This is a genomic window from Paenibacillus sp. HW567, assembly GCF_000374185.1.
In the GTDB taxonomy this organism is placed as follows: Bacteria; Bacillota; Bacilli; order Paenibacillales; family Paenibacillaceae; genus Paenibacillus_AQ.
Genome location: NZ_KB910518.1, coordinates 5,481,788 through 5,507,120, shown reverse-complemented (window position 1 = coordinate 5,507,120; position 25,333 = coordinate 5,481,788). Strand labels below are relative to the sequence as shown.

The window sequence follows — 25,333 nt, the reverse complement described above, 5'->3', positions numbered from 1 at the left end:
CACAGCCGGGATGGTGGGAGGCGGCGAGCTTTCGATGACCGACCAGTATGCGGGCTTGGACTGCAGCCGTTCATCGAACAGCAGCGGCCAGTTATTGCGGGCTACCGGAGAAGTCCGGAGCCAGGTGTTGCTGTCATCCTTGCCCCAGAGGGTGACGCTCGTTACCGTATCTTTATGTCGCTTGAACACATCGAATAATTGCTTATACAGAGTGGCCTGCTTTGTCTTGAGGTTATCCGGGAAGGTCTCGTATTTCTGCGAGTTGTCCGAATACACACTCATATCCAGCTCAGTGATGTGAGTCTCCAGTCCAAGCGCCTTGAACTTGACGATCGAATTCTCGATTTCTGCAATGGTCGGGTAGTACAGGCTGACATGGGTTTGATGTCCTACCCCGTCAATCGGGACTCCCTTGGCCTGCAGCCGCTGAATCAGATTGTATAACGCCTGCCCCTTGGCGCTCTCATGGGTGTTGTAGTCATTGATGAACAGCTTGGCCTTCGGGTCTGCCTCACGGGCATATTCGAAGGCTTTCTCAATATATTCCTCTCCGGCGATCTGATACCAGAGGCTCCGGCGGAGTCCGTCCGGCTGGGAAGCGTCTATGACTTCATTGACAACATCCCAGGCATAGATTTTATCCTTGTAGCGGGTCATGACAGTCTGTATATGGTTGCGCATGCGCTGATACAGCAGCTCTTTGCTGGCCAGCTTGCCATTTGCATCATAGAACACCCAATCCGGGGTCTGCGAATGCCAGACCAGCGTATGGCCCCGGACCTGCTGCCCGTGATCTACGGCGAACTGTACCGCTGCGTCGGAGCCGGTGAAATTGAATTGCCCCTCCTGGCGGTTCGGTGCTGTCCCATTTCAGAACATTGCCCGGAGTGACGCTGTTAAAATGCTTGGCGAGCAGTTGTTTGTCGGGTTCTGTCAACAGCTCATTGTTGGTGAAGGCTGCCCCAATCAGGAAATCGTTCTTAAATACATCCTTCAAGGAAGGGATATTGGGTTCTATGACAATTGGACCAAGATCGGGCAGCCGTTCCAGACGGAAATCATCCATATAAAAGGAAGCGGTTGCATTGCCCGGAATCTCAAAGTAGACCGATATCGGATCGGGGGCTTCGAGCACTTTGTATTTTGCATCCAGCTTCACCCAACCGCCGGAGGTTACGGCAGCCGCAGTGAGATTCTCGTAATAGTTGGTTGTCCCCACAGTGCGCTGCAAAGACATGGAGACAGAAGCGCTGGAGGACCCTGCCGGCAGCTTGACCCAACCGATCATTTCATAGGTTTGTCCTACCTGCAGATGGCTGGTTATATTCAGCGAAGGGCCATGCCAGGTTTTGGTGCGGCCGCTGACACTCAGACCGAGGGTGCCTGTGTGCGCTGCTTCCGGGACAGCGGTCAATACCTCTACTCCGCCGCGCCCTGCCCAGCTCTGCAGCGTACCATCCTCAAAGTCGGTTTGGGTAAGCAGGGTATTCTCCGCATGTGCGGGGGCGGCAAAGGACATCGGCAGCAGAAGACATAGAGAGAGTACAATATAAAGCGCTTTCAAAAATGATTTGCTTTTCATCGTTCCATTCTCCTTTCATAGTGTTTGGAACACATTCTACTAGTAGCCCATGTCTGTCCCTGGTTCAGCATCACCATCCTCGCAAGAAAACCTATTTATGGCAACAATATACTATAAATGTAATACTATTACAATCCCTATTCTTATGTTTCTAGTAGAATACAGGCTACCGAGAAAAATATGGAATAGTCATTGACATTGGAAATATCAGGTCATATACTGTGTATATAGATATATACAGTAAGCACACAGCGATACACAATAGGCACGGTATCCGCTGACGCCTACGCTCATGAGATGACAAAGCGAGGTTAGAGTTCATGACAACCCTAAGAAATGCCTGGATTATTGTCCGGAGCGACCTCCGGGCCGACAAGCTGAAGCTCCTGCAGGCGCTAATATTCGCCATTTTATTTATGGGTTATATGTCCATATTTAACGGGATGATTTTTGAGGATGTCCTGCGAGAAGGGGACGGGAAGGTTCTGGCTGATTTCCTTCTGCTCGCTATGATTCCGATGCTTGGCTTCACCTTTTCCAAACGTGCGATGAAGTACTGGAGTGAGGATTCGTATACCAAGATGCTCGCTTATATGCGCACTCTTCCGATCCCGGCTGCTGTGATTCTGTGCAAAAGAAAACTGCATGCCGTGTGCTCCTTCGCCCTGAACGGTGTGCTCTATTTCGGTCTCATATATGCCATCAGCGGCCAAGTCCGCAGTGAATTTTCCGTCCCCGGTTATCTTGCCTTTGCGCTGACCTGGATCGGCTTCGGACTTATGGTGTCGGGACTATACATCTTTATCGAATTATCGTTCAGCGGCAAAATCTATTTCTGGTTCCTTCTGCTCATTACGCTCCTGTGCCTGGGCATAGCGCTGCTGATCCGGCTTGCGGGAGGGAACGTGTTCCTCTTCAGCGTTCAAAATGCAAAGGAATGGGGCTTCGCTTCCCCGCTTATGTGGGCAACCCTGCTGCTGGGAACGCTATCGGTACAGCTCTTTTCCAAATGGACCATACACCGGCTGAAGAGCCGTGATCTCGTATGAAGAGGCTGAATGGCAAGAAGGCCATCCGGCTTGCCGGGGCCTGGAAGGTTGGTGGAAATCATGTGGATTCCGATTCAAATAAATGAGAATAGCGCCGAGCCGCTGTACCACCAGATCGAAACCCAGCTCAGATCGCTGATTATCAGCGGAGTCATCACTGAAGGTACGCTGCTTCCTTCGATCCGTGAATTTGCCGGTGATCTGAAATGCAGTGTGATTACCGTGCGCCGGGTCTACCAGGATCTGGAGAATGAAGGCCTGCTGCGGACGAGACAGGGCACGGGCACCTTTGTCTCTCATGTGGGTGGTGACGCGATGGAAGGCTACAAGAGAGAGGCTATCCTCAAAGCGCTGGAGGGTGCGGTGGATGTCGGCTTATCGGTAAAGTGTTCTCAAGAGGAACTGATCGAACTGTTCATGGAGATTGTGAAGAACAAATATAAGGAACAGAAATGAAGGGTGGGGTCATTCATGGTACAGCAGGCTATAGAGCTGCGGAATGTAAGCAAGAAGCGTCGCAACAGAACCATAGGGCCGCTTAATCTGAATCTCCCGCAAGGCTATATTACCGCATTGGTGGGCCAGAATGGCTCCGGCAAAAGCACGCTGCTGCACATGCTCCTGCAGCTTACGTACCCCGAAGAAGGAGAAATCCGCTGGTTCGAGCAGCGATATGTCGACAGTCTGCCGCTGGAGGTCCGCCAGAGCATTGCCTACGTCCCTGAGACCTCGCAGCCTGAAGAGAGGTATTGGACTGCCGAAGGTGCGGGCGAATTCCGCAGCCATTGGTATCCGGCCTGGGATCATGGCTATTTCGAGGAGCTGCTTGCGAAGTTTGAAGTGCCGAAGGGGGCAAGGCTTGGCAAAATGTCCAAGGGCGAACGCCGGAAATTCGAAATTGCGGCTGCGCTTGCGGCCCGCCCGCGGCTGCTGCTGCTGGATGAGCCGTCCTCTGGGCTGGACCCTTTTGCCTGGAAGGTGATGATCGAAACGCTGCGCAAGTATATGGATCAGACCGGTGCTACGGTGGTGATCTCTACCCACATCGTTGAGGAAGTGCGGCGGCTTGCCGATTACATCGTGCTGATGCATCAGGGACAACTGCTCGGCATGGCCGAGAAGGACAGCTTGTTCGGCTCCTGGAGCGAGATCTCCGTTCAGGTGGAGCAGGAAGAGCTGGATGAGCTGGCGGCAGAGCTGCCGGGAGCGAGGGATTTTACTGTGGAGACACCGGGAGTTGCATCATTTATATCCCCGCAGGCAGAGCAGAATGAGAAACGCATCCACGATTTGGGCGTAAAGGTTATCAAGACCCGAAGCTTGGAGCTGGATGAAATCTTAAGCTTATGGACTCAGGGGCATCGCCCGATTCTGATTGACCAGGAGAGAGGAGAATAGAAGAATGGAAGCTTTGAAGCTGGAGAACGTAGTGAAGCAATATGGAGACAAAACTGCAGTAAATGGAGTCAGTCTGAAGGTGGAGCAAGGCGAGATTTATGGACTGCTTGGTGCCAACGGCGCCGGCAAAACAACGACCATGCGCATGGTGCTCGGCCTGATTTATCCTGATGGAGGAAACATACTCTATAACGGCAAGGCGTTCAGCAATGAGCTGCAGCATCTCATGGGTTATCTCCCGGAGGAACGGGGGCTGTATCCGAAGGTCAAGGTCAGCGACCAGATCATTTATCTGGCCCGTCTGCGCGGCATGTCAGCAAGCGATGCGGACAAGAGCCTGCGTTATTGGCTGGACCGCTTCGACGTCCCGGAATACTACAATAAGAAGATTGAAGAGCTCTCCAAGGGCAATCAGCAGAAAATGGGCTTTATCGCCGCCGTTGTCCATAAACCGCAGATTCTGGTGCTCGACGAGGCTTTCAGCGGTTTGGACCCTGTCAATGTGGAGCTGCTCAAGGATACAGTAAGGGAGCTGCGCGATCAGGGCACCGGCATCCTGTTTTCTACCCACCGGATGGAGCATGTGGAGGAGCTGTGCCGCCATATTACCATTCTCGACCGTTCCAATACGGTTGTGCAGGGTGATATCCGTGAGATCAAGAAGGGCTACCCCCGCGAGGAGGTTATACTGCGGACGGTGGGGGAGGTCAGCGGACTGGAAGGCATTCCTGGGGTAAGCGCAGTACAACGGCAGGAGCGCGGTTATGTTCTTTCGATCAGCGAGCTTAGTGCAGCGCAGCGTATACTGCAGCATGCCATGTCGGCAGGCGAAGTGGAGCATTTCGAAATCAAGGAACCAACCTTGAACCAAATCTTTATTAGAGCGGTGGGTGAATCTAATGAATAAGATGGGAACTATTATCGGCTTTACCTTCAAAAATAAAGTGAGAACCAAGTCGTTTACGATTACGACACTGATACTCGTGCTGCTGATCAGCATCGGTATGAATATTCCGTATATGATTAAGGTATTCCAGGGCGATGATGGCGCAGCCAAGACTACGCAGATTGGTGTGGTGGCTGAGCAGGGCAACCGTGTTGCCGGTCTTCTGACGGCCTTTACGCCGCCTGCGCCTGCGAATGCGGATAAAGCAGCAGACAAGGTATTGCTTACGCCGTATGCATCAGCGGATGACGCTGCTCTGAAGAAGGGGCTGGATGACGGAACCATTGAAGGCTACCTTACCTTTGCCGCACAGGCCGGGGATGGCGTGCCGCCGGTAACCTATCACAGCAAAGACGGAGAACTGAACGGAGACGTGCAAACCTATCTCCAGAACGCACTGCAGCAGGTCAACACCCAGTTAATCGTCGGCGATAAGCTGACCCAGGAGCAGGTGGCTGCCATGTTCGCCCCGGTATCCATCGGTACACAGCAGATCACCACGGATGGAACTGCAGGCGCCGATATGCCTGAGAAGCCCAAACCTATCATCAACTATGTCATCGTGTATGCCCTGTTGTTCCTGTTCTTTATGTCGATTATGATGACCGGCAACATGATCTCGGCCGAGGTGACCTCGGAGAAAAGCTCGCGTATTATGGAAATACTGATTACCAGCGCTTCGCCGCTTACGCAAATGTTCGGCAAGGTCATTGGTATCTTCCTGGTCGGCTTGCTGCAGATTGCAATTATTACCGCCAGCGTCGCCGTCAATCTGATGCTTCCGCATAATGCCAGCATATTGTCCGACTTTAATTTGGATCTGGGCCAGCTAAATGTTGGAATCCTGGCATATGGTCTTATTCTCTATATTCTTGGTTACTTCCTGTATGCGCTCATGTATGCAGCCGTAGGCTCTATTGTCAGCCGTACAGAGGATCTGGGCCAGGCATTGATGCCGGTCCTGATGCTGGGCCTTGTCAGCTTCTACATTCCGATGTTCAGCATTTCGGCCCCGGATACCATGCTTATCAAGGTAGCCAGCTATATTCCGTTCACTTCACCGCTCAGTATGCTGCTGCGTATCGGTGTAGGGGAAGTCGCGTTCTGGGAAATTGCCGTTTCGCTTGTGATCCTGCTTGTGACCACCTTCGTTATGGGCTGGCTCGCCGCCAAGATCTACCGCACCGGCGTCCTGATGTACGGCAAACGCCCAAGCATCAAAGAGATCAGAAAAGCGATGAAGGCTTACAAGATTTAGAGCGTGGAAAAGTGTATGTGAGTGGCCGCTATAATTCGGACTGATTATCTCAATAAAACGGACAGATTCACCGCATATGTTTGAGACATTCCGGACCTTTTATTTAAAGAAAACGTTGATATTTCAAGGATTTAGCCCGTTAAAGATCAATTGATGCAGAATTGATTATTGCGAGGAAAGTTTTCAGCGATATCAAATAAGTGGTCATTTATAAATCGGATTAATCGTTATCTTTGCCGACTATTTAGGTGTCAACAAAGGACTTTATTTTAGTTTTAATTTATTACTAAGTTCTCGTTATATGTACTTTTACTAAGGAGTGGGGATAATGAATAAAAAGCAACAACAAAATGTAGCTTTACTGTTTTTGGCCTCTTTTTCATCGATTATTTCTAGCCAAATCATCCAATCCAACGGAAGCAATCTAATGGATTTCTCACAAGGGGTGCTGACTGGGATCGGAATTGCGGGGATGTTGCTGACCATCGTAACCATTGGGAGATATAATAAGCGCAGTCAATAGTAAGAATTTATAACAGGTGAAAAAGCTCAGCAACTTGCGCGTACCGATACTCAATTGGTGCGCGCTGTTTTTTCTTTATTTGATAAGTTTTAAATTATAAAAATAGATATATTATTCTGCTGCATCCTTTAAAAACACCATATAAGCAATTATTCACACTGTGAAATTTTTATTAATATTTACCAAATATATAGAGGTAAATGCTTCTAAATGAAGAAATAACTACAAGGAAGTGGTATTTAATAATCACAATGGAGGAAGTAATATGCAATTTGATATCAACTATTTTATGAATGCTAAACCTGCAATAGTGGAAAATGAAGAACTAAGAGAGCCACAAGTGTTAGCTTATATTGATGCTTTTAATCATTTTAAAGAAGAGGGCTCGAGTAGAGATGCTGTAATTATTTTGCCTACTGGTGCCGGCAAAACTGGAGTAATAGGTTTAGTTCCATATGGGATGTGTCAAGGACGTGTTCTGATAATAACTCCACAGCTTGTTATTAAGGATCATGTTGTTGAATCACTTGATCCGTCCGAACCAGGAAACTTTTGGCTTAAAAGAAAGGTGTTTAATGAATTTAAAGAACTACCAATTGTAAATGAATTTGATAATGATATTAATCAAGAAGAATTGGAAAATAGCAATATCATTATTTTAAACATTCATAAACTAAGCTCACGATTTAGAAACTCTCTTCTTAAAAAGGTTGATCCTAATTTTTTTGATATGATTATTATCGATGAAGCCCACCATTCTCCAGCGGAGACTTGGCAGAATGCATTGAATTATTTTAGCAAATCAAAAGTGGTAAAAGTTACTGGTACGCCATTTAGAACCGATAGAAAGCCTATCGAAGGTAAAATTATAACTGATTATGGACTTGGCAGAGCCATGCAACAAAATATAGTGAAATCCTTAGAAAATTTCAAATTACTACCCGAAGAGGTTTACTTAACAATAGACAATGACTTTACTCAAAAGTATACAATAAATCAATTGCGTGAACTTGGCGTTAAAGATGAAAATTACATAGCTCGGAGCGTAGCTCTTTCAAAAGAATGTAATGAACAAATTATAAATGAAAGTATAAGAGCTTTAAATTCTAAAAGACTTGGATCAACAATTCCCCATAAAATCATTGCTGTAGCTTGTAGTATTGATCATGGAGAAACACTTGAGACAATGTATCAGGAACAAGGGCTTAGAGCTCGATTAATACATAGTGAGTTAGAGCCTGAAACGAGAAAGAGGATTTTATCCGATGTCGAGAATAACAGATGCGATGTAATTATTCACGTGGCAATGCTAGGTGAAGGATATGATCATATATTTCTATCAGTTGCTGCGATATTTCGACCATTTAAATCACTTGCGCCATATTCTCAGTTTATAGGACGAATATTAAGATATATTGATGGTTCCGATGTAGTTAAACCTTCAGACAATATTGGAACTGTTATAGCTCACAGAGATCTTGGACTTGATCCTTTATGGAGAGAATATCAGAAAGAACTAAAAATTAAAGAAGTAATAGAAAAAGTTAAACAGCAAGAGAAATCGGAAAGAGCACTAACAAGGGAATTTGGCCAAAAATATAATAAAGGTATTGCTGAGGTAGAGCTATTAGGAGCATTGGACACAGAATCAGATTACTATTTGTCTACAGCATTAACTGAAGAAAACGAGAGATTTGAAGCAGAAATGAAATTGAAAATTGAGTCATTTAAAAATCTCTTACCAAATTCATCAGAAGATGAAATAAGAAAATTTATAATAACGCAGGAGAAGCCAAAAGATGAGAATCCTTTACTCAAATCACCAAAAAAATACCGTATGTTTGTCCGCAAGGAGTTCCATGAAAACGTACGTATGAACATTCCTGCCAAACTAATAAGTGAATTTGGGGTTGAAAAAGAAGGGCGGGAATTTGCTAAAGCATTACCTTCAAAGTACTTTTATTTGAAGAACAATGAAGAACTGGATAACGCTGCTCTAATTGCACTCTATCTTAATGATAAACTGAAAGAGGAATTCGGTCAGAGAGACGTTTGGACATTGGATAATTATTTCAGAGCACAAGATTATCTAGATGAGCTTGTTAAGCACTTAGCTGAAATGATACAATCCACATTGTAAAGGAGTGAGCAGTATGATCGAAATTACAAACGAATTACATGAATTAATTTACAAAAATTCAGTGTGGCCACAGGATTTATTGGAGAACCTTAGAGATCCGGATTATCTAAGTGTTAATTTCGACTCTTACATGCAGGGAACCAAGGCAGAAGTGGTTTTTTTAGATGAAGGAAAGAAGATTATTTCCAACTACTACTTTAACAGCAAAGGCTTCGTTCAAAAAATCGAAATGATTGAGAATGAGAGTACATTTACTGTGTACAGCCGTATTGATGAGATTGTAAAAATATTAATCAAAACAGACAACATCCAATGTTTACAGGAAATCACGAATCTTCTAGCAGCATAGTATTGAGTTATCGCCCCAATTTGGGGCTTTTTTTATTTAAAGGAGAATTCTATTTATCGTCACATACATAATGCTGAGAATGGATTATATTTCAATAGATGATATACTTTACTTATTTTATTTCTATGAGGTGCGAACTGTGAAGGGAAAGTTGCTCGATTATTACAAGGACAACGTACGTGCGTATGCCTTGGTTTTTGTTTATGTTAAGAAAGAATACAAAATGTTTAATTTATTCTTTTGGTTCATGGTATTTTGTTTATTCTTAGTTGCTGGCGCATCATTTTCTTATCATTGGAATAAAGTGTTTTTTAACTACTCCCTTCTATTATTTCCACTTTCTATATTTCTATTTGTTTGGGGGAAAAGGAAATTAGACTTAGCGGCGAGAACATTTCTTGAGAATGAGCTTGAGCTTATGGTTCCCTTAAAGGGTTGGAGAGGAGAACAATTTAATCTTCTTCAAATAGAATTAATTCAAACATATTTGCTAGACAATGGATTACATTATAAATGGAAAATTGAAAAGTTAATCGATTCATATGAATTAGAAGTGAAAAATAGAAAACTGGCACCTTTGATCGCTCCAAGCATACTGCTTACATTGACAGTTCCAAACATAAATCAATATCTTCCTTATCTATATAAAAGTCCTGATGTAATAAAGTATAATGCTCAGGGTTATATTTTTATTGGTATATTTCTTCTATCATTGGTAGTCCTTATGCTAGTGACAGTACTGAGTAGGGCATATCAGGAAGTAAAAGAAGAAGTCTTAATTCAAGATTTAATACTAAGAAAAAATCTCATTTCAATATTACAGGATGTATTATTAAAACTCGAAGAAAAATAATTTGAATGCCACATTTAAAGACCTAGAGAGTGAAAACGGTTGATTTCTTTTTGGTCGCACTGGCGTAATCTAAAGTATCTGTCTCATCCCGCTAAGGTTCGAACTCCAGTGGGCACCTAATGAATTAGGGGGAGCTCAGGAGGGATGTATGTTCTGAGAAATGAAGTATTAGAATGGCATAATTTTCATTAAGCTAACGGACAGATTACGCTAGTCTCATCTGATGATAAAAAGTTTTAGTTCGGTGAATGTAGTAACAGGTTTAACTTCAGCTGTCCGAGTAAGGGAAACATATCTAAAACCAAATACTGGATGCCGTTGTTGCATTTTTGTTAGCATGCTGCATATAAACACGATATAAAGTAGCAGCCTAATATAATTAATAAATGAATTCTTAGATTAGTATATAAAAACACATTTTGCTAGCTTTCTAGAGAGAGTCTCTGATTTGGTAAAAGTGTGAAATCACTTTAATTTGGAGGAGATTAAAGGTGGATGATGTTTCTTTACTTAAGCTAGGGTTAACGGAAGATCAGAAAAAAGATTTTAATAAAAAGAAAGTTGAATTCAACAAAAGAATAGGGAGCTTTCTCAAGGTAAGTAGAGCTGATGCTAAAAATGCTGAGTGCTTTATTTGTAGGAAGAAATGTAGTAGTTTCTGCAATTCACACTCGGTACCCCAGTTTTGCCTTCAGAACATATCTGTTGCCGGTAAATTCTATCATGCAGGCAATTTAGTTGATATGCCTATGCTGGATAAAGATAAAGGAATAGGTGAGGCTGGTACTTTTAAGATAATCTGCAGTGATTGTGATAATTCGGTTTTCAGTGATTATGAAAATCCTGAGGCTTACTATCAAGGACCAACAGACAAGATGCTTGCTCAAATAGCAATGAAAAACAACCTTAAAAGTATTAGCAAACGGCAATTCGAAATTCAATTATATAGGAATATGGCTAAGCAATTTGGTAACGATAAGATGATGAGTCACATGGAGGCTGTTGGGTCATCAGATCTAAATGAGTATATTTATGAACTCCAATATGCTAAAAAAGCTTGTCAGTCCAAATGGGACAATAATTATTATTTATCATATTATGAATCCATTCCTTATGTTGTGCCAATCGCATTCCAGAATAATATCGCCTTAGTCTCGGATCTTGAAGGGGGTACCATCAATGATATATATAATCACTTAAGAGATTACGTAATAAAAAGTGTTCATATATGTGTCTTTCCACTCAAAAACCATAGCGTAATAATGATGTTTTGTAAAAATGGTGAACATAGATATTCTAAGTTCTTTAAACAATTTAAAAATTTATCGTTTGAAGAAAAATTGAAGGTCATTAACTACATTATTTTTAGCTATTCTGAAAATTATTATTTTTATAAAGGAATCGACCAAGAAATATTAAGCCATGCGAACTTAAAAGATGTAGCAAAAACGACATCCGTTTCTGTCAAAAATAGTCCGTTTGCTGATTCTTTAAAAGTTGCCAAGGAAGCTTATGATCTAAATAAAAGAGATACCATACCAAACTTTTTAAGTGAAACATTTAAGGTTGTATAATTAAAACTTACATTATAAGCGATCCTAATCTGTCTGGTTTTTTTCGCTTTATCTTGTCTATAGTCACAGTTCCTCTTATATGGGTAATCTCACGGTGGACAGATCAAATGAGCCTGTCCAAATTGATTACATTACATTTGCGAGGCTCTAGCAGGGCCTAATAATAACTATTACTCGGAATGGGATTGGCATTGCGCTAACGGGAAACGTTAGCTCAAATACGAAAGGGCAGCCGGTCAGTATAAGCGATCGGCTGCCTTTATTCAATTAACGAGCAGATTAGTTGAATATCAATCACTCTGAGTCGTATCATAAGTGAGGCGAATTTTTTTGTGGAATCTCTTTTAGAAAGCCCTTAAACGGTTTCGAAAGGTATCGGGTATACCCTGTGCTTACCTTCTTTATAAAAGCAGCGGGAAGGCATTAAACTAGTTGGTAGTGTCATTCTAATCATGTTAAAATTATCTATATCTCGGTTGAGATGATAGTTGGAAGTACCTACGTGTATAAAAGTTGCTGCGTGCGTAACTGATTCTTCCGTGTCTCACACTTGTCACCAAGATAGATATCTAAACCAATAGTGCGGGTTTTCGGAGTTTACGTCAATAACTAGTAGAAGTGTAAATGGGACAACAAAGAGTGAGATGTCCGGATGAATAGTGGAGAAACGCTTTAAGTAAAAGGAAAAGTAGGTGTAGCTGATGGATTATGAAGACAACAGTAGAGGAATTACTGTTTTTAAAAATAGAGGAATCGCAGTAGATAGCCAATTACGAGAGGATCAGATAAGAGCATTGGAACGGTACTGTGATTATAAAGATTATAATATACGGCTCATTTTACAATGGGATAGAACTAAGACACACACAGACCCCTTTGATATCTTAAAAGCCTCAGAGATACTCCAAGATCGATTATTTAAAGAGTGGGTTTCTTGGAACAATGACAGCATCCAAGCAATTGTAAAATCTATTTTTGAAAAAAGAGATCACAACCATTATGAAATCCCCTACGACATGTTAAAAGATACCGTACAGGAAATATATAAAGCCGAGAGTAGCGGTGTAAACATTGAAGATCACATCTCTGGGTTGGAGAAATACTCCAATTTAGATTTTCTAACCTGGCTTCGGAAGAATCGATCGTTTAACTTCGCCCCGATGAAAAAATGATCCACAAGCCACCGTAAAAGAGGCTCTTTACTTTTCATCAATTTAATATATCACTAGACAAAGGATGCGCTGCTGCTAGCAGTCGAGACAATCATCGGTGATACGCACAGCAAACTCGACCGAACGATAGAACATGTTAGTCCTGAGCAGTTATCAAATATTGATTCGCTATTCTGGCGCGTATTACGGCAATTCAAAAATAACTTGTGTGGGTGCTTTTCCTTTGCGCCCGGGAAATGAAAGAGGAAAGAAGTTTGCTTTTGAATCACCTGGAAAGTTTTATCAATTCTTATGTGAATGAAAAAAGCAACTATTAAGAGGAAACAGGATTTATCGAGCAAGTGGAATGAGATATTCAGTATCGACTGAGCCCTAAGGTCGAAATCCAGACCTCAGCATAACAATTGAACTGATAAGTTATTTAGTTGGAAATTTGGTGACAAATTTAATTATTTGGTCAAACTAAAGATGAGGATTAAGAATAATTACTGAGGGTAATTTCATTGATTGTAACTAATGTAGATAAGAAACATGACTCATTTATTGATCCTCAAAATTTTTAGAGTTTGCTGTAAACAGAAATGTTTTTATAGTGGTCTTCATTAAAGGGGGAAGATTTTGTGGATATTATCACGTTATTTAGCCAAAAAGGTGGAGTCGGGAAAACAACGTCAGTAACTAACCTTGCCTATTCGCTTAATACTAGAGGAATACGAACACTACTTGTAGATGCAGATCCACAATGTACGCTTACATACTTGCTCACAAGCTCAAAAGGTGAAAGCTTAGAAAATGTATTTAATGATGAAAGTAATACAATTTTCGGAGGTCTCTCCCCTGCGTTCCAGTCATCAATGAGGTCAGTAACGCCGGTAGATTGTATCAAAATTGAGAAAAATTTATTCTTGCTTCCAGGTCATATCAATTTGTTTGAGTACGAGAGCATTCTGTCCATGGCTCAAAATTCATTTTTACCGACACTTAAAAATATTCCCGGTGCTTTTCGATATCTTATAGAAATAACTGCAAAGCAAGTTAACGCCGATGTAGTCCTCATTGATTTAAGCCCTAATCTAGGATCGATTAATCAAAATATTATTATGACGAGTGATTATTTCATTATTCCTACAAATTTAGACGAATTAACAACCCGTGCAATATCTTCTATACAACATGTATTAAAAAAGTGGGTGTACTCAGCTGAAAGAATAAGAACAGCAGAAATTTTCAAGGATTCAGTATATCCTTTTCCTATCGAAAATCCTAAATTCTTAGGGTTAATAATATCGCAAACAAAAACTTACGTAGACAATTCTTATATTTTGAACAAATTAACACAATATTTAAACGAGGACTTTTATACAGGCTTAAAAAAAATAAAAATGACTTTGCCTCACGAAAAGTATGCATATATTAATGATTTTTTACTGGCACAAATACCACACTCTAGGGCTCTAACTAGAAACCATGCGGATCAAGGAGAGCAGTTAACGGATTTATATTTTCAATTGACGGAAAAGATAATAAGGATGATTTCCCATGAGTGAAGCATACAATCAATTTCTTGGAAACTACAGTAGGGTTCTAAATATTCACAAAATATTTGAATCTATAAATGCAAATGGAATCGGTTTTGATGCCAATGATATCTTGAGGGCAGAAATTGTCCTGACTGTTAGCGCTTTGGATCAGTACGTACACGAGGTTGTTAGAATCGGTATGTTGGAGATTATGAATGGGGTTAGAACCGAAACGGCTTTTTTTAATTCATATGAGGTATCAGTTAGTTTACTCAGGACAATGATCGTTGATACGAGGAATGCTATAGTATTAGCAGGCGATGGTGATGATATTACAAGTCAAATCTCGCTATTTTCCTCCTCATACGAGTGGTTCAATAATGAGATACGAACTAAGCATAGTCATAAAAGTTTTCAGCAACCTGATAAAATTAAAGACGCATTACGAATTGTATGCCAAGAAAACCATCTGTGGCAAAAATTATCAGTTAATTATTTGGGCTCTACAGAGGATGATGTGAAAAGAAGATTAAAACTAATTATTGATCGACGAAATCAAATTGCTCACGAAGCTGACTTAGAACCGATAAGTGGACAACCATATCCAGTTGATGATATCGATGTTCTGGACTCAGTTAGTTTTATACATAGTTTGGTTACTGCAATAGATAAAATTGTGTTTCCAATAGAATATACCGGATGAATTTTGAAATTACGTACGGCAGAGAATTGTGCACTTGCTAATCCATGTTGCGCCGCGATAAACTCATTTCTATGTCTTCCACAAAGTTCAGGGCTCCCTTGTTTAAGGGGGCCCTGAAAATTTCGCCTTAGAGATGATATGCTGAAGCTTATTACAAATGATGGTAATGGAAAAGTATGAGCTAACTATTCCACATATGTTGATAATTGATGTTTTGCTCATAAAACTGTGACGAAAGAAACCCTTCTTGAATGTATTTGTTTGGGAAGGGTTATTTTTTATTATAAAAAATTACACTAACAAAGTATTTGCTTTAACTAATGAAACGGGATATGATGTATACGAAACAATAGCTGTTTATAAAATAAACAACCTAATTAACGTTGTTAACAAGAGAGGGTGGAGGATTATGAGTGGCCAATTTGTCGGCATGTACGAAATAGCAAAAATAGCAAATGTAACGAATGCCGCCGTAACGAATTGGAGAAAAAGGTACTCAGATTTTCCTAAAGCAGTAGCGGAGTTAAAGTCAGGCCCTATATTTAATGCATGGGAGATAGACTTGTGGCTTGATAGAAGAGGAAATATTACTTCTGAATTATTAGAAACTAAAGGAGGGAACAATGTGTTTAAAAAAATAGTGCTTATCGGAAGGGCTAGACTAGGGAAAAGCAGGATTACCGCTCGGTTCATTCGTTATCAGCAACTGTTCTTCAAGTATTTTGTAGGGCAAGGACGTGACTTCACAAAAGTTAATGTACGACTTGTTGTGAAAAAAAACTGCTCTGATCAAGGCAATCACATCAGATTTATTAGTCCTAATTCTACAATTAACGGAATACAAGAAAATTTTGATGAAGATGGGGTAATTAGATTTCTTGATAACATTAAGAATCATAACAATTATTCAAGAAATCATGAAAAAGCTGGAGAAAAGAAGGAACTAGATCCGAAGGAAGATTTTATTGAAATTACTACAGAAGCAAGTGACCTCGCAATCAGCATAATGAGCAGTACCGATGAAGGACTGATTGTAACAGATACTCCTGGAGTATCAGGAGATGTTGAAGGATTACAAGATGTAAGTGATGCAGATGTTTACATATTTGTAATGAGATCGGACAATGGGAGTGAATTTACTGACTCAATAAATAAAATGTTTCCTGTTCTTGCTGGCTCAAAAACAATGTTTATCTACAATATGGGAACTAGTGTAGAAGATGAAACAGATTATGAGGATATGACACAACACGCTCAAATAGCCATGCACGATTTTTCGAAAGATTTGGCAAAATTGAGTAGCGGATCAATTATAAGTACATCAATTGAGGTGCTTAATCCAGCTGCAACTGTAATTCCTATGGGCAGTTTCCATGACAGAAGAGTCAATTATGCAGAACAGAAATTTAATGAACAATTATCAGTAACATTAAAAAAAGTGCTACATGAAAATCCCCATACTTTAGCTGAAAAAGATATTGCGGAGGTACTAAATAATCCTGAATATTCTCAAGAAGAAATAATTGAGTTTATCAAAACAATACTAAGTACCTACAATGTAGCAACGCCTGTCGAAGAGCATTCGACTTTTGTAGAAACCTTTTTACTTCAAAGACATGATAGAGTTAAATTCAATGATAATTTACGGACGTTAAGACTTGTGAGAGAAAACAGAGTTGAGATTCTAAAGGAGCTTTTTGATAAATTTGATGTTTTAAAAGTGAATGAGAATCTTCCATTACCTAAGATGATTCAAGAATTAGTTATACAATATTGCTATAAAAAACTTACTCTTGCAGTGAAGTTTGATTGTGGAATATCGCGTGGAGAACATCCGTTTGAGAGCAATCCGCCAATTACAATGTGGGCAGAGGAGGCTATTATTGCTGAAGATCTGATTAAATCTAATGCAACAACTAGTTCTAACGCATTCTGTTCTGTGATGAAAGCAAAAGGTTATACCTCTAGTTCATGGAATTATGTCCGTGTTCCTGAAATTCCATATTTTGGTGAATATCAGTACTGTAATAAAAAACTTGAAGTTATTGAAGCTTGTAGATTAAATAAGCTTCCGTCTAAAAATTCTAAAGAATTAATATTCAACTCATATAATTTGGCACTACTAAAGCTAGGGCAATATTCTGTTTGTACTTTCGTAATTGAGGCAATCAGTTCATCGGATGACGCCATGATTTGGGTTAAATCACTAAAGTAACAGTTTCCGCTTAGAATATGAGAAAGTGCCATTTTTATATCTTGATTTACGGGAAAGTGCTAAATCATTGTACTCAAAGTGTCATTTTATGAGAGAAATCAGGTGTTTTTCCTAAGCTTTTAGTGACAGCATTACGTATTACCCACATGTATAATTATCTTTAAAGTTGAAATCCCGTGCCGGTAAATTCGGTGCGGGATTTTACTTTTCGTGATATCTAATCACACATAAATATGTAGTTCTCTACTCAAAACCTGTGATTGTTGTTATATGTAAAATGTATACATAGATAGATATAATAACTTGTCTGTGTCTTCGATTCTATCTTTTTTTTCCACAGCAAGTGCGCACTGTCCCTTTCGGACCGTAAGGCCCTTATTTTCCCAAAAGGGATACATTTAGCCGAGCTAACGGACCGTGAAGCGCTTATTGCCTCTCCGGCAGGTATATTTGGGGTGAATGTCCGCCCATAACGGCTCTGGAGTCCGTTCACTTGTGGAAAAATGACTTCCAGTAGAAATAAGAGCGGCTCAGTCTGTTACAACCGGGTAGACTCTTCCAATCAGGAGATGACTTTGTTCGCGGGGCTTGATATTAAGAATATTAAAGGAGGTTTGAGATGAATATTAAAAAACTAATAACATCCACCATTGCATCAATAATGGTATTCGGATTCATAATGGGTTGTTCCGATCGTTCTTCCGAATCAGATAAATTTGCGGCCGCAAGTCTTTCGCCAGAGAAAATAAAGGAACTTCGTAAAGAGTATCCTTTATCCACCGGCTCGCCAAAAAATGTTGATTTGAGAGATTTAACATTTAAAGAGGTGTTGGATTATACTGACTCGGTCATAATAGCTGAGGTAGTTCAGCAAATGCCCGATTTCAGTGTAGATTTAATTACAGAACCTGGAACTCCGGAAGGTGATTTAGCCGAGAAATTAAAAGAATCTGGTCTACAACCATATAAGCCCGAGTTTACCTCTTTTCAAGTTAATGTAGATGAAGTAGTTACAGGCGAAAAGGTTGGAAGTACCATTAACCTAATCTATAACTCTGAGTTCAAGGGAGTAGAACCAGACCTCAAACCGGGAATGAAAATTGTTGTCGCAATAAAAAATGGAGTGGGGGAGGAGCAAAAAGGAAGCTACTCTTTTACCCGTTATGGTACGTATTATGTAGTAGAAGGGGACTATGTTCTATCAGCATTCGAGGGACAAAGTGAAGAAATGAGAACCTTCTCACGGGACGCTAATGGAAATAAACTGGAAAATCTTATTTCTGAAATCAAAGCTCTAAAAGAAAATTGAAAGTATATCCTTTTAGGGTCTATCTAAACTGAAGTCCTTTTCTTGTTGTATAGGTGGCGGCATCTTCGGAATCTTGGGCGAATGGGACATCTTGCGAGAAACGGAGCAAAAGTGAGCAAATCATCGGCCGTTTAAGAGCGAAGCCAAAGAATGCGCCTTCATTCGTGAAGGGACGGCAATCTTTGGCTTCTTTTGCCATCCGTTACGTTTTACATTAAACGGCCACGGGCGTAAGATTCAATCAACAACCGAATGTAATGAAACTGTTCTCAAATGGCTGAATTCCAGGTAGTGGGAACGGGGGAACCAATGGTGAATGCGGCTTGTGCCCAGATAGCTGCCGCTTCACCTGGGGTGAATCCTTGCTTCGTGCGTGCTGAAAAGCCGCATCTTGCAAGGTAGGGCAATCTCGCTGCCCGAATCCGTCAGCTAACCCCGTAAGCCTCGAAGAGAGAGGATGAGCGCCATGATCAATTAACCGACCACGGAGAGCCCTGCCGCTTCTGTGGTCTTTTTGCTGTGCATGAGCTTATAACAACGAAAATTAGAGTATTTAGGCACTGTCCGAATTGCTCGAAAGAAGGGATTGTTATCGTTACTGTTTATATCGTGTGCTTCTGGGTAGGGCTATTGCTGCTTCTCAGCGGCGGATTTCATGGACATGGCCTGACGGGTCATTTGCATGCGGGGGGCGGCGATGCTGGAGGTCCGGGCTTTGTACCCATACTCCCGCTGATGGTGTTTGTCACGGTCTGGGGCGGCACTGGTTATGTGCTTTCCCGGTTCAGCGGAATGAATATGCTTGCAGTGGTGCTGATCTGCACTGTGGTTGCTTTGCTGCTGGGCTGTCTGATATATGGGGTGCTGGCCCGGGTGATGACCCGGTATGACAGCAGCATGAATGAATTGGATTATGAGCAGGTAGGGCAACTCGGGTACATCAGTATTTCTGCAGTGGATGGAGCGGTTGGGGAAATGAAATATGTGCTGCATGGAACGATGCGCTCCATTGGAGTGCGGGCAGAAACCGGCCAGCGGCTCGCTAAGGGCGACAGAGTGATTATTTTGAAGGTGGATAAAGGAATGGCGACGGTAACCCTCTTCGAGAGGGACATTGAGCAATGATAAATAACGGGGAGTGTTGAAGCGAATGGCTATTCTATATTTAATCGCGGCAATTGTTGTTGTTATCCTGCTGGCTTTGTTCAGTATCGTGAACGCTTATAAGAAGGTTCCGCCCAATCAAGCGATGATTGTGTATGGTCTCGGCGGAAAAAGAGTGGTGCAGGGCGGCGGGACCTTTGTCATCCCCGGCTTCCAGAACAATAAGACCATCTCCATGATGCTGATGAGCTTTGATGTCATCCCGGCGCAGGCGATGTTTTCCCGGCAAGGCATCAAGCTCAACCTGGAGGCAGTGGCCCAGATTAAGATCAAAAGCGATCCTACCGCGATTCTGACTGCCAGCGAACAGTTTATCGACCGGCCGGAGGAAGACCGCGAGACCATTATCCTGCATTCGGTGGAAGGCCATTTGCGCGGTTTGATCGGGCAATTATCGGTGGAATCCATCCTAAAGACACCCGACGAAATCAACAGTAAGATGCGGGAGACGTGCTCGGAGGACCTCGACAAGATGGGGCTTGAGGTGGTCAGCTTCACCATTAAAAAAATTACCGACGATAAAGGGTATATCGACAATATGGGAGTTCCGGAAATTGAGCGCATCCGCCGCGATGCCAGCATTGCCAAGGCAGAAGCGGAACGCGACATTCAGATCAAGCAGGCTGAGGCGGTGAAAGAATCCTCCATTGCCAAAGCCGATGCGCATCAGGCTACCATTGAAGCGGAAACCGCGGCCCGCGCCAAGGAATCCCAGTTCGAGAAGGAGCTGAACATTAAGCAGGCGGACTTTAAGCTGGAGACGGAAGTGAAGAAAGCGCAGGCCGATCTTGCATACGAATTGCAGCAGAATAAAATTAAGCAGTCGCTCGTTACCGAACAGGTCAAAATCACGCAGATGGAAGCGGAAGCTAACCGGACCGTCCGGGAAATCGAAGTTGAGCTGAGACAGAAGGAACTGGAGGCAACGGTGATCAAGCCTGCCGAGGCGGAGAACCAGGCTACGATTATGAGAGCGGAAGCAGCCAAGCAGCGGCAGATTCTTGAGGCGGAAGCAGAGGCGGCCACCACGACCAAACGCGGGCTGGCAACGGCGGAAGCAGAGCTGGCGAAGGGAAAAGCCAATGCGGAGATTGTTCAACTGGCTGGAGCGGCGGAAGCGGTGGCGCTGGAGAAGAAAGCCGAAGCGTACAAACAGTTCACACAAGCGGCGCTTACAGTGGAATTCTTGAAGATTCTGCCAGATCTGGCTGACAAAATTGCTTCCCCGCTGGCCAAGGTTGATAAGATTACAGTGATTTCCCAGGATGGAGCTTCATCCGGCGTGAACAAAATTACCGGCGATATTGCCAAAATCATGGCCCAGGTTCCTGAATTGACCCAGACGCTTACCGGTATGAACGTGACTGAGGCGCTCAGCGGGTTACTCGGCCGGGATAAAGAGCAGTAATATAGGAGTTTTCCCGCCTTAAAAATCAAAGCGTGTGTAATCAACGTCACCCAGAGATTCACTAAAAATTGCATGGCGTTATCCTAACAAAATCAATGAAATAAGAAAAATGAGACACGCGCGAGCAATCGTGCGTGTCTTATTTTTTTATTCTAAGCTGCTAAAGATGATATTGCGTAACTTACGCGTAATCGACATGGTGCCGGCATCCTTCTTCTGAACCATAAATAGGATCGTTAACTCCTCTTGGGGACTGTTAGTGAAATAAGCACCTAACCAGCCATCCCAACCATATTCGCCAGTGCTGCCTATGAACCCGGCTTTAGCAGGATCAGTCATAAAGCGCATTTGGTTTCCGTAGCTATGGCCGCATAAGGAATGCCAATTGGCGAACTCTTTTTGCTGATTAGTCGTTAATGAGGCTGATGTTAAAAATTCAACAGTTCTGGGTTTTAAGAGTTGAACGCCATTCAAGGAACCTTGATTCATTAACATCGTTGTAAATTTGGCGGCATCATCAATAGTTGACGCTAAACCTGCGCCTCCCGATTCGAACGCTGGGGTGCGATCCATTTGATGATTAATGCCAAGATGATTTCCTGAGTACAACTTCAAGCCACCTGTACCATCATCCTGATAGGTTTTCGCTAAGCGCGCGCTCTTTTCTTCTGGCAACCCAAAACCTGTGTCATGCATGTCCAAAGGATCAAATAATTTCTTTTTCAAAAATTCCCCATATGACATTCCACTAACTGCTTCGACTATTGCGCCGAGTACATCTGCAGATGTACCATATTGCCAGCTTGTCCCTGGATCAAACGATAATGGACCTTGTCCCAACCGGCTGGCAAATTCCATAGTGGTCATTGGATTTACGCTGAACAGTCGGCTGTCCAATTCTTGAAACAGTGCATAAGAGTGCTGGCCTGCCAAATCTGGTCCATCATACAGTAAGCCGGAAGTCATATTTAACAAGTCGTGAATAGTAACCTCTCGGCTTGCTTGAACTAACTCGCCTTCTTTTACAACCATTTGGTTTCTAAAAGAAGGAATAAATTTGCTGACCGGATCAAACAAGTCAATTTCTCCTTGTTCCAGCAACATCATAATGGAAGTGGCGGTAACAGGTTTTGTCATTGAATATAAACGAAAAATTGAGTCCCTTGCTATAGGGCGTCCCGTTTCAATATCAGCCAGACCGTCATCGTGGTAAAAAACTTCTTGGCTGTTCTTAATGACCATAAGATTTGCCCCTGCGATTTCATGGTTGTTTATACTTGCTCTCAATGTTTCTTTTAATTGGGCGACGGTGTTTGGCTCCAGCATTTCTCGAACAACCTCTTTCCGGGAAAAGTTTAATAAAAATCAATAATCTCATATATATCAATATACAGAATGGAAAAACACAAATATATATGAAATTCTTGCAGCGCAGAAAAAGGGGATTTATTATATTGACTTATAGTTAAAGTGTGGATGGTGGTGTGCCAATGAGGATTGATGAAGTAATGAAGCCGGGCGTAACCGGCTTTTCAGAAGAAGAATTGAGCCAACAAAAAATCAAAACATTTGAAGCTTATCTATTCCATGCAATTAGGAATGAAAACGCAAAGATAGTTTATAAGGAACATCCATTAAACTATAAAACGTTCTGCACCTATCAAATAAGTACAAGAGAAATGGACTTTTATATTCTCTTACATACTATTTATCCTTTCGTGACATTTGCTTCTGAAGTGGACTTTAGCGGAATCAAATTTATAGATGGGCCCGAACCAGTAAAATCAATAATTGCGGAGAACTATACAGTAATAGATAAAGAACTACTGAATCAAACACTAACCCAAGAAGCCACTATAACCTTAAGAACAGCCGAACAAAAAATGATTAAATACTGGAATCCAAAAACAATCGGTGAAGTGATATTTAACTACTGGGACTGAGTGGTCCCTGTTATAGATTAATTCTACCTCTGCGGCTTGTCTGGTGGAATATTCTTTTATAGTGTACCTTATAAGTAAGGAGTGGTGCTGTACATGAAAAAAAGACAAACGCCTCTGCTCGTAGCGGCTTCGATCCTGCTGATTATTGTCAGCAGCCTGATCCGGCCGGAAGGCTCGACCTGGCTTGGTGCGCTGCAGACGTTACTGCTGGGTGTAGGTTTATTAGGCTGCTGTATGGCCTTCCTGAGGTTTACTAAGGGCGGCAAGGGTAAGCGCTGAGACAAAATAAAGAGAGCTGCGGCATTCCGCCGCAGCTCTTTGACTGCTGTTAAGGAAACTATGATTTTCGTCAATAGGTGAAATCTTGAAAAGACGAATTTGTACTTTAACAACGGCAGAAGTGCCGTTGTTAAGGCACAAATGGCTGATTTGTTCAGGAACAGCGGTAAAAATACCGTTGTTAAGGCACAAATGGCTGATTTGTTCAGGAACAGCGGCAGAAATGCTGTTGTTAAGTCGCAAATGGCTGATTGGTTCAGGAACAGCGGTAAAAATACCGTTGTTGAGGCGCAGAAGGCTGGTTTGTTCAGAAACAACGGCAGAAATGCCGTTGTTAAGGCGCAAGTGGCTCATTAGTTCATCTGCTTACGCTCCCTCATCCGGCGGTTAAGCTGGATTTCGGCAGCAGGTTCTTCTGCGCTGCCATCTGTTCGCGCACCTGTCTGAGCTGTGCCTTCAGGTCAGGCACACTCCGCTGAAGAATGGCGCTGATCTCGGGCAGGGGAAGTTGAAGGCCGTAGCGGAGCGCCTGAACAATCCGATTTTCCCAGGACAGCATATTTGCATAGATGGGCTTGTAGGTTTGCGTAAGCCGGGAGCATTGCTGGATGCACTCACGGTAAGCGTTCCGGGAGAGGGCAAGCGGGTCTAAACGCTTTTGCAGGTAAGGCTCATAGAGTACTGCGAAGGTCCTCGCTGTAGCTTCCTCTGCTTCGGTTCCCTGTCCGAGCAGCAGGCTGCTGAGGGTATGGACGCTCCCGCTGTATTTCTGAACATACTTCACGTACCCGGCTGCGGAAGCCGGCTGATGCGATAAGGGGTCAGGCATAATCTCACGGTCCTCTCTGAATATGAATCTATAATATCGAGTAATAAGCGATGGATTTGTCGATGAGCTCTGCCGTGTCCAGCTCTGGCCAGCTCCGCTGGTGCAGCAGGCTTCCCGAAGGCTTATAATATATCCGCCCCGGACTTGAGCCGTTGCCCGCGGCAGCTACATGAAGCCGCGATTCTGTCTGGATGTGGGCAGACAGTACTTTTCCTTGCAGCTTCGCTTGTAAATCTAGCAGGGCTGTCTGTACCATCTCCTGCTGGGTTTGTTCCCATTCCGGGCTCAGGCAGCGGACGATCTCTATGGCTTCATCCAGCCGGCAATGGCGGATGGTGCGCAGGAAGCCGCTCCATTTCATCAAGTCAAATTCCGTATCGTCTTCGCACAGCAGGCCCTGGGCCAAGCTGTACCCTGCCTTGCAGGTAAGCTTCAGAATGCCGCAGCGGGAGCTTCCCGATATTTCCAGGCCACCAAAGGCGGGCCAAGGAGCCTTGAATACAAACACCTCGATACGTGACAGCCTGCGCTGCTCCATTTCAGCTTTCCTCCTCAGCATTCCATAAGTCTTCCACCATTGTATCCTCCAAATCAGCTTATGCGGGTACAACAAAAAACCGCAGCAGAGGAGGACCTCTGCTGCGGCTCCGATACAGGCTTAAATAAGCCTGGCGCAAAAGCGTGGCGGATCAGGATCTCTCTCTTTACGCTTACGAGGTTAGCTGTCGGATTCGGACGGTGAGAGTCGCCCTACCCTGTGAGACCGCACATCAATGGTCTGCTTAGGATTCACCCCAAGTAGGCTTATCGCCTGGTGGTTCCCCCGTTTCCTGCGTGGCAGGAATTCAGCGTTCATGTAACTTTTCATGAATTACTTTCAAAACGAATCATACTACTTCGGGGAGGTCCTTGTAAAAAAGGAAAAGGGAGGGCAGCGGCAAGCTTTCATTGAATTGCGGGGATTGGGTGAAATTAGTTGGCTAAAAGCATATATGTTGACGTTTATCGGCCCGTTATCTCGCTCGCACGCTGTTTTTCATTTTTAGGGAGAAAGGAGCCATGTGACGGGGGATTATGACAAAGAAAAAGGGTCCCCGGTTGCTGCCGGATTCCCTTTTG

24 protein-coding genes, 1 pseudogene and 2 riboswitches are annotated in these 25,333 nt (G+C 42.9%); of the genes and pseudogenes, 19 read left to right on the top strand and 6 right to left on the bottom strand.

All coding sequences use genetic code 11. From position 1 onward, the window contains the following. Positions 1–90 precede the first annotated feature (90 nt). Both B212_RS35835 and B212_RS35830 read right to left on the bottom strand, forming a co-directional pair. Positions 91–792: pseudogene (locus B212_RS35835) on the bottom strand (endo-1,4-beta-xylanase); the annotation flags it as partial. Then, positions 725–1,519 (bottom strand): carbohydrate binding domain-containing protein, encoded by a 795-nt coding sequence (locus tag B212_RS35830; RefSeq protein WP_332258151.1) that lies wholly within the window; start codon positions 1,517–1,519, stop codon positions 725–727. The pseudogene B212_RS35835 and the gene B212_RS35830, both read right to left, overlap by 68 nt. Before the next feature lie 383 nt (positions 1,520–1,902). On the opposite strand from B212_RS35830, the gene B212_RS0124470 reads away from it, so the two are divergent. The 17 genes from B212_RS0124470 (at position 1,903) to B212_RS0124390 (ending at position 21,163) form a co-directional block, all read left to right on the top strand. Then, positions 1,903–2,631 carry a hypothetical protein gene (locus B212_RS0124470; protein ID WP_019913829.1) on the top strand — a complete coding sequence of 243 codons (729 nt, stop codon included), beginning with the start codon at positions 1,903–1,905 and terminating at the stop codon, positions 2,629–2,631. Positions 2,632–2,691: 60 nt separating this feature from the next. Next, on the top strand, positions 2,692–3,087 hold the full coding sequence (locus tag B212_RS0124465) for a GntR family transcriptional regulator (protein ID WP_019913828.1): 396 nt from the start codon (positions 2,692–2,694) through the stop codon (positions 3,085–3,087). Between the two features lie 15 nt (positions 3,088–3,102). After that, positions 3,103–4,029, top strand: coding sequence for an ATP-binding cassette domain-containing protein (locus tag B212_RS0124460; protein WP_019913827.1), 927 nt, complete (start codon positions 3,103–3,105; stop codon positions 4,027–4,029). A gap of 4 nt (positions 4,030–4,033) precedes the next feature. After that, entirely contained in the window at positions 4,034–4,936 is a 903-nt protein-coding gene (locus tag B212_RS0124455; RefSeq protein ID WP_019913826.1) for an ABC transporter ATP-binding protein, read from the top strand. Continuing rightward, complete coding sequence (locus B212_RS0124450) at positions 4,929–6,233, top strand: ABC transporter permease (RefSeq protein ID WP_019913825.1); 1,305 nt, start codon at positions 4,929–4,931, stop codon at positions 6,231–6,233. The genes B212_RS0124455 and B212_RS0124450 overlap by 8 nt, the downstream gene beginning before the upstream one ends. A gap of 328 nt (positions 6,234–6,561) precedes the next feature. Next, positions 6,562–6,756 carry a hypothetical protein gene (locus B212_RS0124445; protein ID WP_019913824.1) on the top strand — a complete coding sequence of 65 codons (195 nt, stop codon included), beginning with the start codon at positions 6,562–6,564 and terminating at the stop codon, positions 6,754–6,756. A gap of 265 nt (positions 6,757–7,021) precedes the next feature. Further along, on the top strand, positions 7,022–8,896 hold the full coding sequence (locus B212_RS0124440) for a DEAD/DEAH box helicase (RefSeq protein ID WP_019913823.1): 1,875 nt from the start codon (positions 7,022–7,024) through the stop codon (positions 8,894–8,896). A 13-nt stretch (positions 8,897–8,909) separates the two neighbouring features. Continuing rightward, positions 8,910–9,245, top strand: a complete 336-nt coding sequence (locus B212_RS0124435; protein WP_019913822.1) for a hypothetical protein — start codon at positions 8,910–8,912, stop codon at positions 9,243–9,245. 139 nt (positions 9,246–9,384) lie between these two features. Next, positions 9,385–10,098 carry a hypothetical protein gene (locus B212_RS0124430; RefSeq protein ID WP_156830207.1) on the top strand — a complete coding sequence of 238 codons (714 nt, stop codon included), beginning with the start codon at positions 9,385–9,387 and terminating at the stop codon, positions 10,096–10,098. 491 nt (positions 10,099–10,589) lie between these two features. After that, positions 10,590–11,672: a hypothetical protein gene (locus B212_RS0124425; RefSeq protein ID WP_019913820.1), complete on the top strand. Its 1,083-nt coding sequence runs from the start codon at positions 10,590–10,592 to the stop codon at positions 11,670–11,672. 701 nt (positions 11,673–12,373) lie between these two features. Continuing rightward, entirely contained in the window at positions 12,374–12,844 is a 471-nt protein-coding gene (locus tag B212_RS0124420) for a hypothetical protein (RefSeq protein ID WP_019913818.1), read from the top strand. A gap of 620 nt (positions 12,845–13,464) precedes the next feature. Beyond that, positions 13,465–14,391 (top strand): ParA family protein, encoded by a 927-nt coding sequence (locus tag B212_RS32325; protein ID WP_019913816.1) that lies wholly within the window; start codon positions 13,465–13,467, stop codon positions 14,389–14,391. Further along, complete coding sequence (locus B212_RS33410) at positions 14,384–15,067, top strand: HEPN domain-containing protein (protein ID WP_019913815.1); 684 nt, start codon at positions 14,384–14,386, stop codon at positions 15,065–15,067. Before B212_RS32325 ends, B212_RS33410 begins: the two co-directional genes overlap by 8 nt. Before the next feature lie 247 nt (positions 15,068–15,314). Beyond that, on the top strand, positions 15,315–17,282 hold the full coding sequence (locus B212_RS0124405) for a hypothetical protein (protein ID WP_019913814.1): 1,968 nt from the start codon (positions 15,315–15,317) through the stop codon (positions 17,280–17,282). Positions 17,283–17,901: 619 nt separating this feature from the next. After that, positions 17,902–18,591 (top strand): hypothetical protein, encoded by a 690-nt coding sequence (locus tag B212_RS0124400; RefSeq protein WP_019913813.1) that lies wholly within the window; start codon positions 17,902–17,904, stop codon positions 18,589–18,591. Between the two features lie 265 nt (positions 18,592–18,856). Next, a riboswitch (cyclic di-AMP (ydaO/yuaA leader) is annotated at positions 18,857–19,050 on the top strand. 171 nt (positions 19,051–19,221) lie between these two features. After that, positions 19,222–19,716 carry a hypothetical protein gene (locus tag B212_RS0124395; RefSeq protein WP_156830205.1) on the top strand — a complete coding sequence of 165 codons (495 nt, stop codon included), beginning with the start codon at positions 19,222–19,224 and terminating at the stop codon, positions 19,714–19,716. 25 nt (positions 19,717–19,741) lie between these two features. Beyond that, entirely contained in the window at positions 19,742–21,163 is a 1,422-nt protein-coding gene (locus B212_RS0124390; RefSeq protein WP_019913811.1) for a flotillin family protein, read from the top strand. A 147-nt stretch (positions 21,164–21,310) separates the two neighbouring features. Here B212_RS0124390 and B212_RS0124385 read toward each other — a convergent pair whose 3' ends face one another. Further along, positions 21,311–22,489 (bottom strand): serine hydrolase domain-containing protein, encoded by a 1,179-nt coding sequence (locus B212_RS0124385; RefSeq protein ID WP_019913810.1) that lies wholly within the window; start codon positions 22,487–22,489, stop codon positions 21,311–21,313. 164 nt (positions 22,490–22,653) lie between these two features. Here B212_RS0124385 and B212_RS33405 point away from each other — a divergent pair, with 164 nt between their 5' ends. Together B212_RS33405 and B212_RS0124375 are read left to right on the top strand one after the other, a co-directional pair. Then, positions 22,654–23,106 carry a hypothetical protein gene (locus tag B212_RS33405; protein ID WP_019913809.1) on the top strand — a complete coding sequence of 151 codons (453 nt, stop codon included), beginning with the start codon at positions 22,654–22,656 and terminating at the stop codon, positions 23,104–23,106. 93 nt (positions 23,107–23,199) lie between these two features. After that, complete coding sequence (locus tag B212_RS0124375; RefSeq protein WP_019913808.1) at positions 23,200–23,385, top strand: hypothetical protein; 186 nt, start codon at positions 23,200–23,202, stop codon at positions 23,383–23,385. Here B212_RS0124375 and B212_RS34740 read toward each other — a convergent pair. From B212_RS34740 to B212_RS0124360, 3 genes are read right to left on the bottom strand one after another with little or no spacing between them, the layout of a single operon-like run. After that, positions 23,329–23,739: a hypothetical protein gene (locus tag B212_RS34740; RefSeq protein WP_156830203.1), complete on the bottom strand. Its 411-nt coding sequence runs from the start codon at positions 23,737–23,739 to the stop codon at positions 23,329–23,331. The two genes, B212_RS0124375 and B212_RS34740, sit on opposite strands and share 57 nt — an antisense overlap. 22 nt (positions 23,740–23,761) lie before the next feature. After that, positions 23,762–24,214 carry a hypothetical protein gene (locus B212_RS0124365; protein ID WP_019913806.1) on the bottom strand — a complete coding sequence of 151 codons (453 nt, stop codon included), beginning with the start codon at positions 24,212–24,214 and terminating at the stop codon, positions 23,762–23,764. A 28-nt stretch (positions 24,215–24,242) separates the two neighbouring features. After that, positions 24,243–24,752 carry a hypothetical protein gene (locus tag B212_RS0124360; protein ID WP_019913805.1) on the bottom strand — a complete coding sequence of 170 codons (510 nt, stop codon included), beginning with the start codon at positions 24,750–24,752 and terminating at the stop codon, positions 24,243–24,245. A gap of 155 nt (positions 24,753–24,907) precedes the next feature. Beyond that, positions 24,908–25,075: riboswitch (cyclic di-AMP (ydaO/yuaA leader) on the bottom strand. Positions 25,076–25,333 lie beyond the last annotated feature (258 nt).

Coding starts and splice junctions, on each gene's coding strand:
- B212_RS33405 (WP_019913809.1), top strand. CDS start 22,654: ATGAGGATTGATGAAGTAATGAAGCCGGGCGTAACCGGCTTTTCAGAA.
- B212_RS0124440 (WP_019913823.1), top strand. CDS start 7,022: ATGCAATTTGATATCAACTATTTTATGAATGCTAAACCTGCAATAGTG.
- B212_RS0124365 (WP_019913806.1), bottom strand. CDS start 24,214: ATGCCTGACCCCTTATCGCATCAGCCGGCTTCCGCAGCCGGGTACGTG.
- B212_RS0124455 (WP_019913826.1), top strand. CDS start 4,034: ATGGAAGCTTTGAAGCTGGAGAACGTAGTGAAGCAATATGGAGACAAA.
- B212_RS0124465 (WP_019913828.1), top strand. CDS start 2,692: ATGTGGATTCCGATTCAAATAAATGAGAATAGCGCCGAGCCGCTGTAC.
- B212_RS0124445 (WP_019913824.1), top strand. CDS start 6,562: ATGAATAAAAAGCAACAACAAAATGTAGCTTTACTGTTTTTGGCCTCT.
- B212_RS35830 (WP_332258151.1), bottom strand. CDS start 1,519: ATGTCCTTTGCCGCCCCCGCACATGCGGAGAATACCCTGCTTACCCAA.
- B212_RS0124385 (WP_019913810.1), bottom strand. CDS start 22,489: ATGCTGGAGCCAAACACCGTCGCCCAATTAAAAGAAACATTGAGAGCA.
- B212_RS0124450 (WP_019913825.1), top strand. CDS start 4,929: ATGAATAAGATGGGAACTATTATCGGCTTTACCTTCAAAAATAAAGTG.
- B212_RS34740 (WP_156830203.1), bottom strand. CDS start 23,739: ATGAGCCACTTGCGCCTTAACAACGGCATTTCTGCCGTTGTTTCTGAA.
- B212_RS0124400 (WP_019913813.1), top strand. CDS start 17,902: ATGAATATTAAAAAACTAATAACATCCACCATTGCATCAATAATGGTA.
- B212_RS0124460 (WP_019913827.1), top strand. CDS start 3,103: ATGGTACAGCAGGCTATAGAGCTGCGGAATGTAAGCAAGAAGCGTCGC.
- B212_RS33410 (WP_019913815.1), top strand. CDS start 14,384: ATGAGTGAAGCATACAATCAATTTCTTGGAAACTACAGTAGGGTTCTA.
- B212_RS0124435 (WP_019913822.1), top strand. CDS start 8,910: ATGATCGAAATTACAAACGAATTACATGAATTAATTTACAAAAATTCA.
- B212_RS0124360 (WP_019913805.1), bottom strand. CDS start 24,752: ATGGAGCAGCGCAGGCTGTCACGTATCGAGGTGTTTGTATTCAAGGCT.
- B212_RS0124420 (WP_019913818.1), top strand. CDS start 12,374: ATGGATTATGAAGACAACAGTAGAGGAATTACTGTTTTTAAAAATAGA.
- B212_RS0124470 (WP_019913829.1), top strand. CDS start 1,903: ATGACAACCCTAAGAAATGCCTGGATTATTGTCCGGAGCGACCTCCGG.
- B212_RS0124390 (WP_019913811.1), top strand. CDS start 19,742: ATGGCTATTCTATATTTAATCGCGGCAATTGTTGTTGTTATCCTGCTG.
- B212_RS0124375 (WP_019913808.1), top strand. CDS start 23,200: ATGAAAAAAAGACAAACGCCTCTGCTCGTAGCGGCTTCGATCCTGCTG.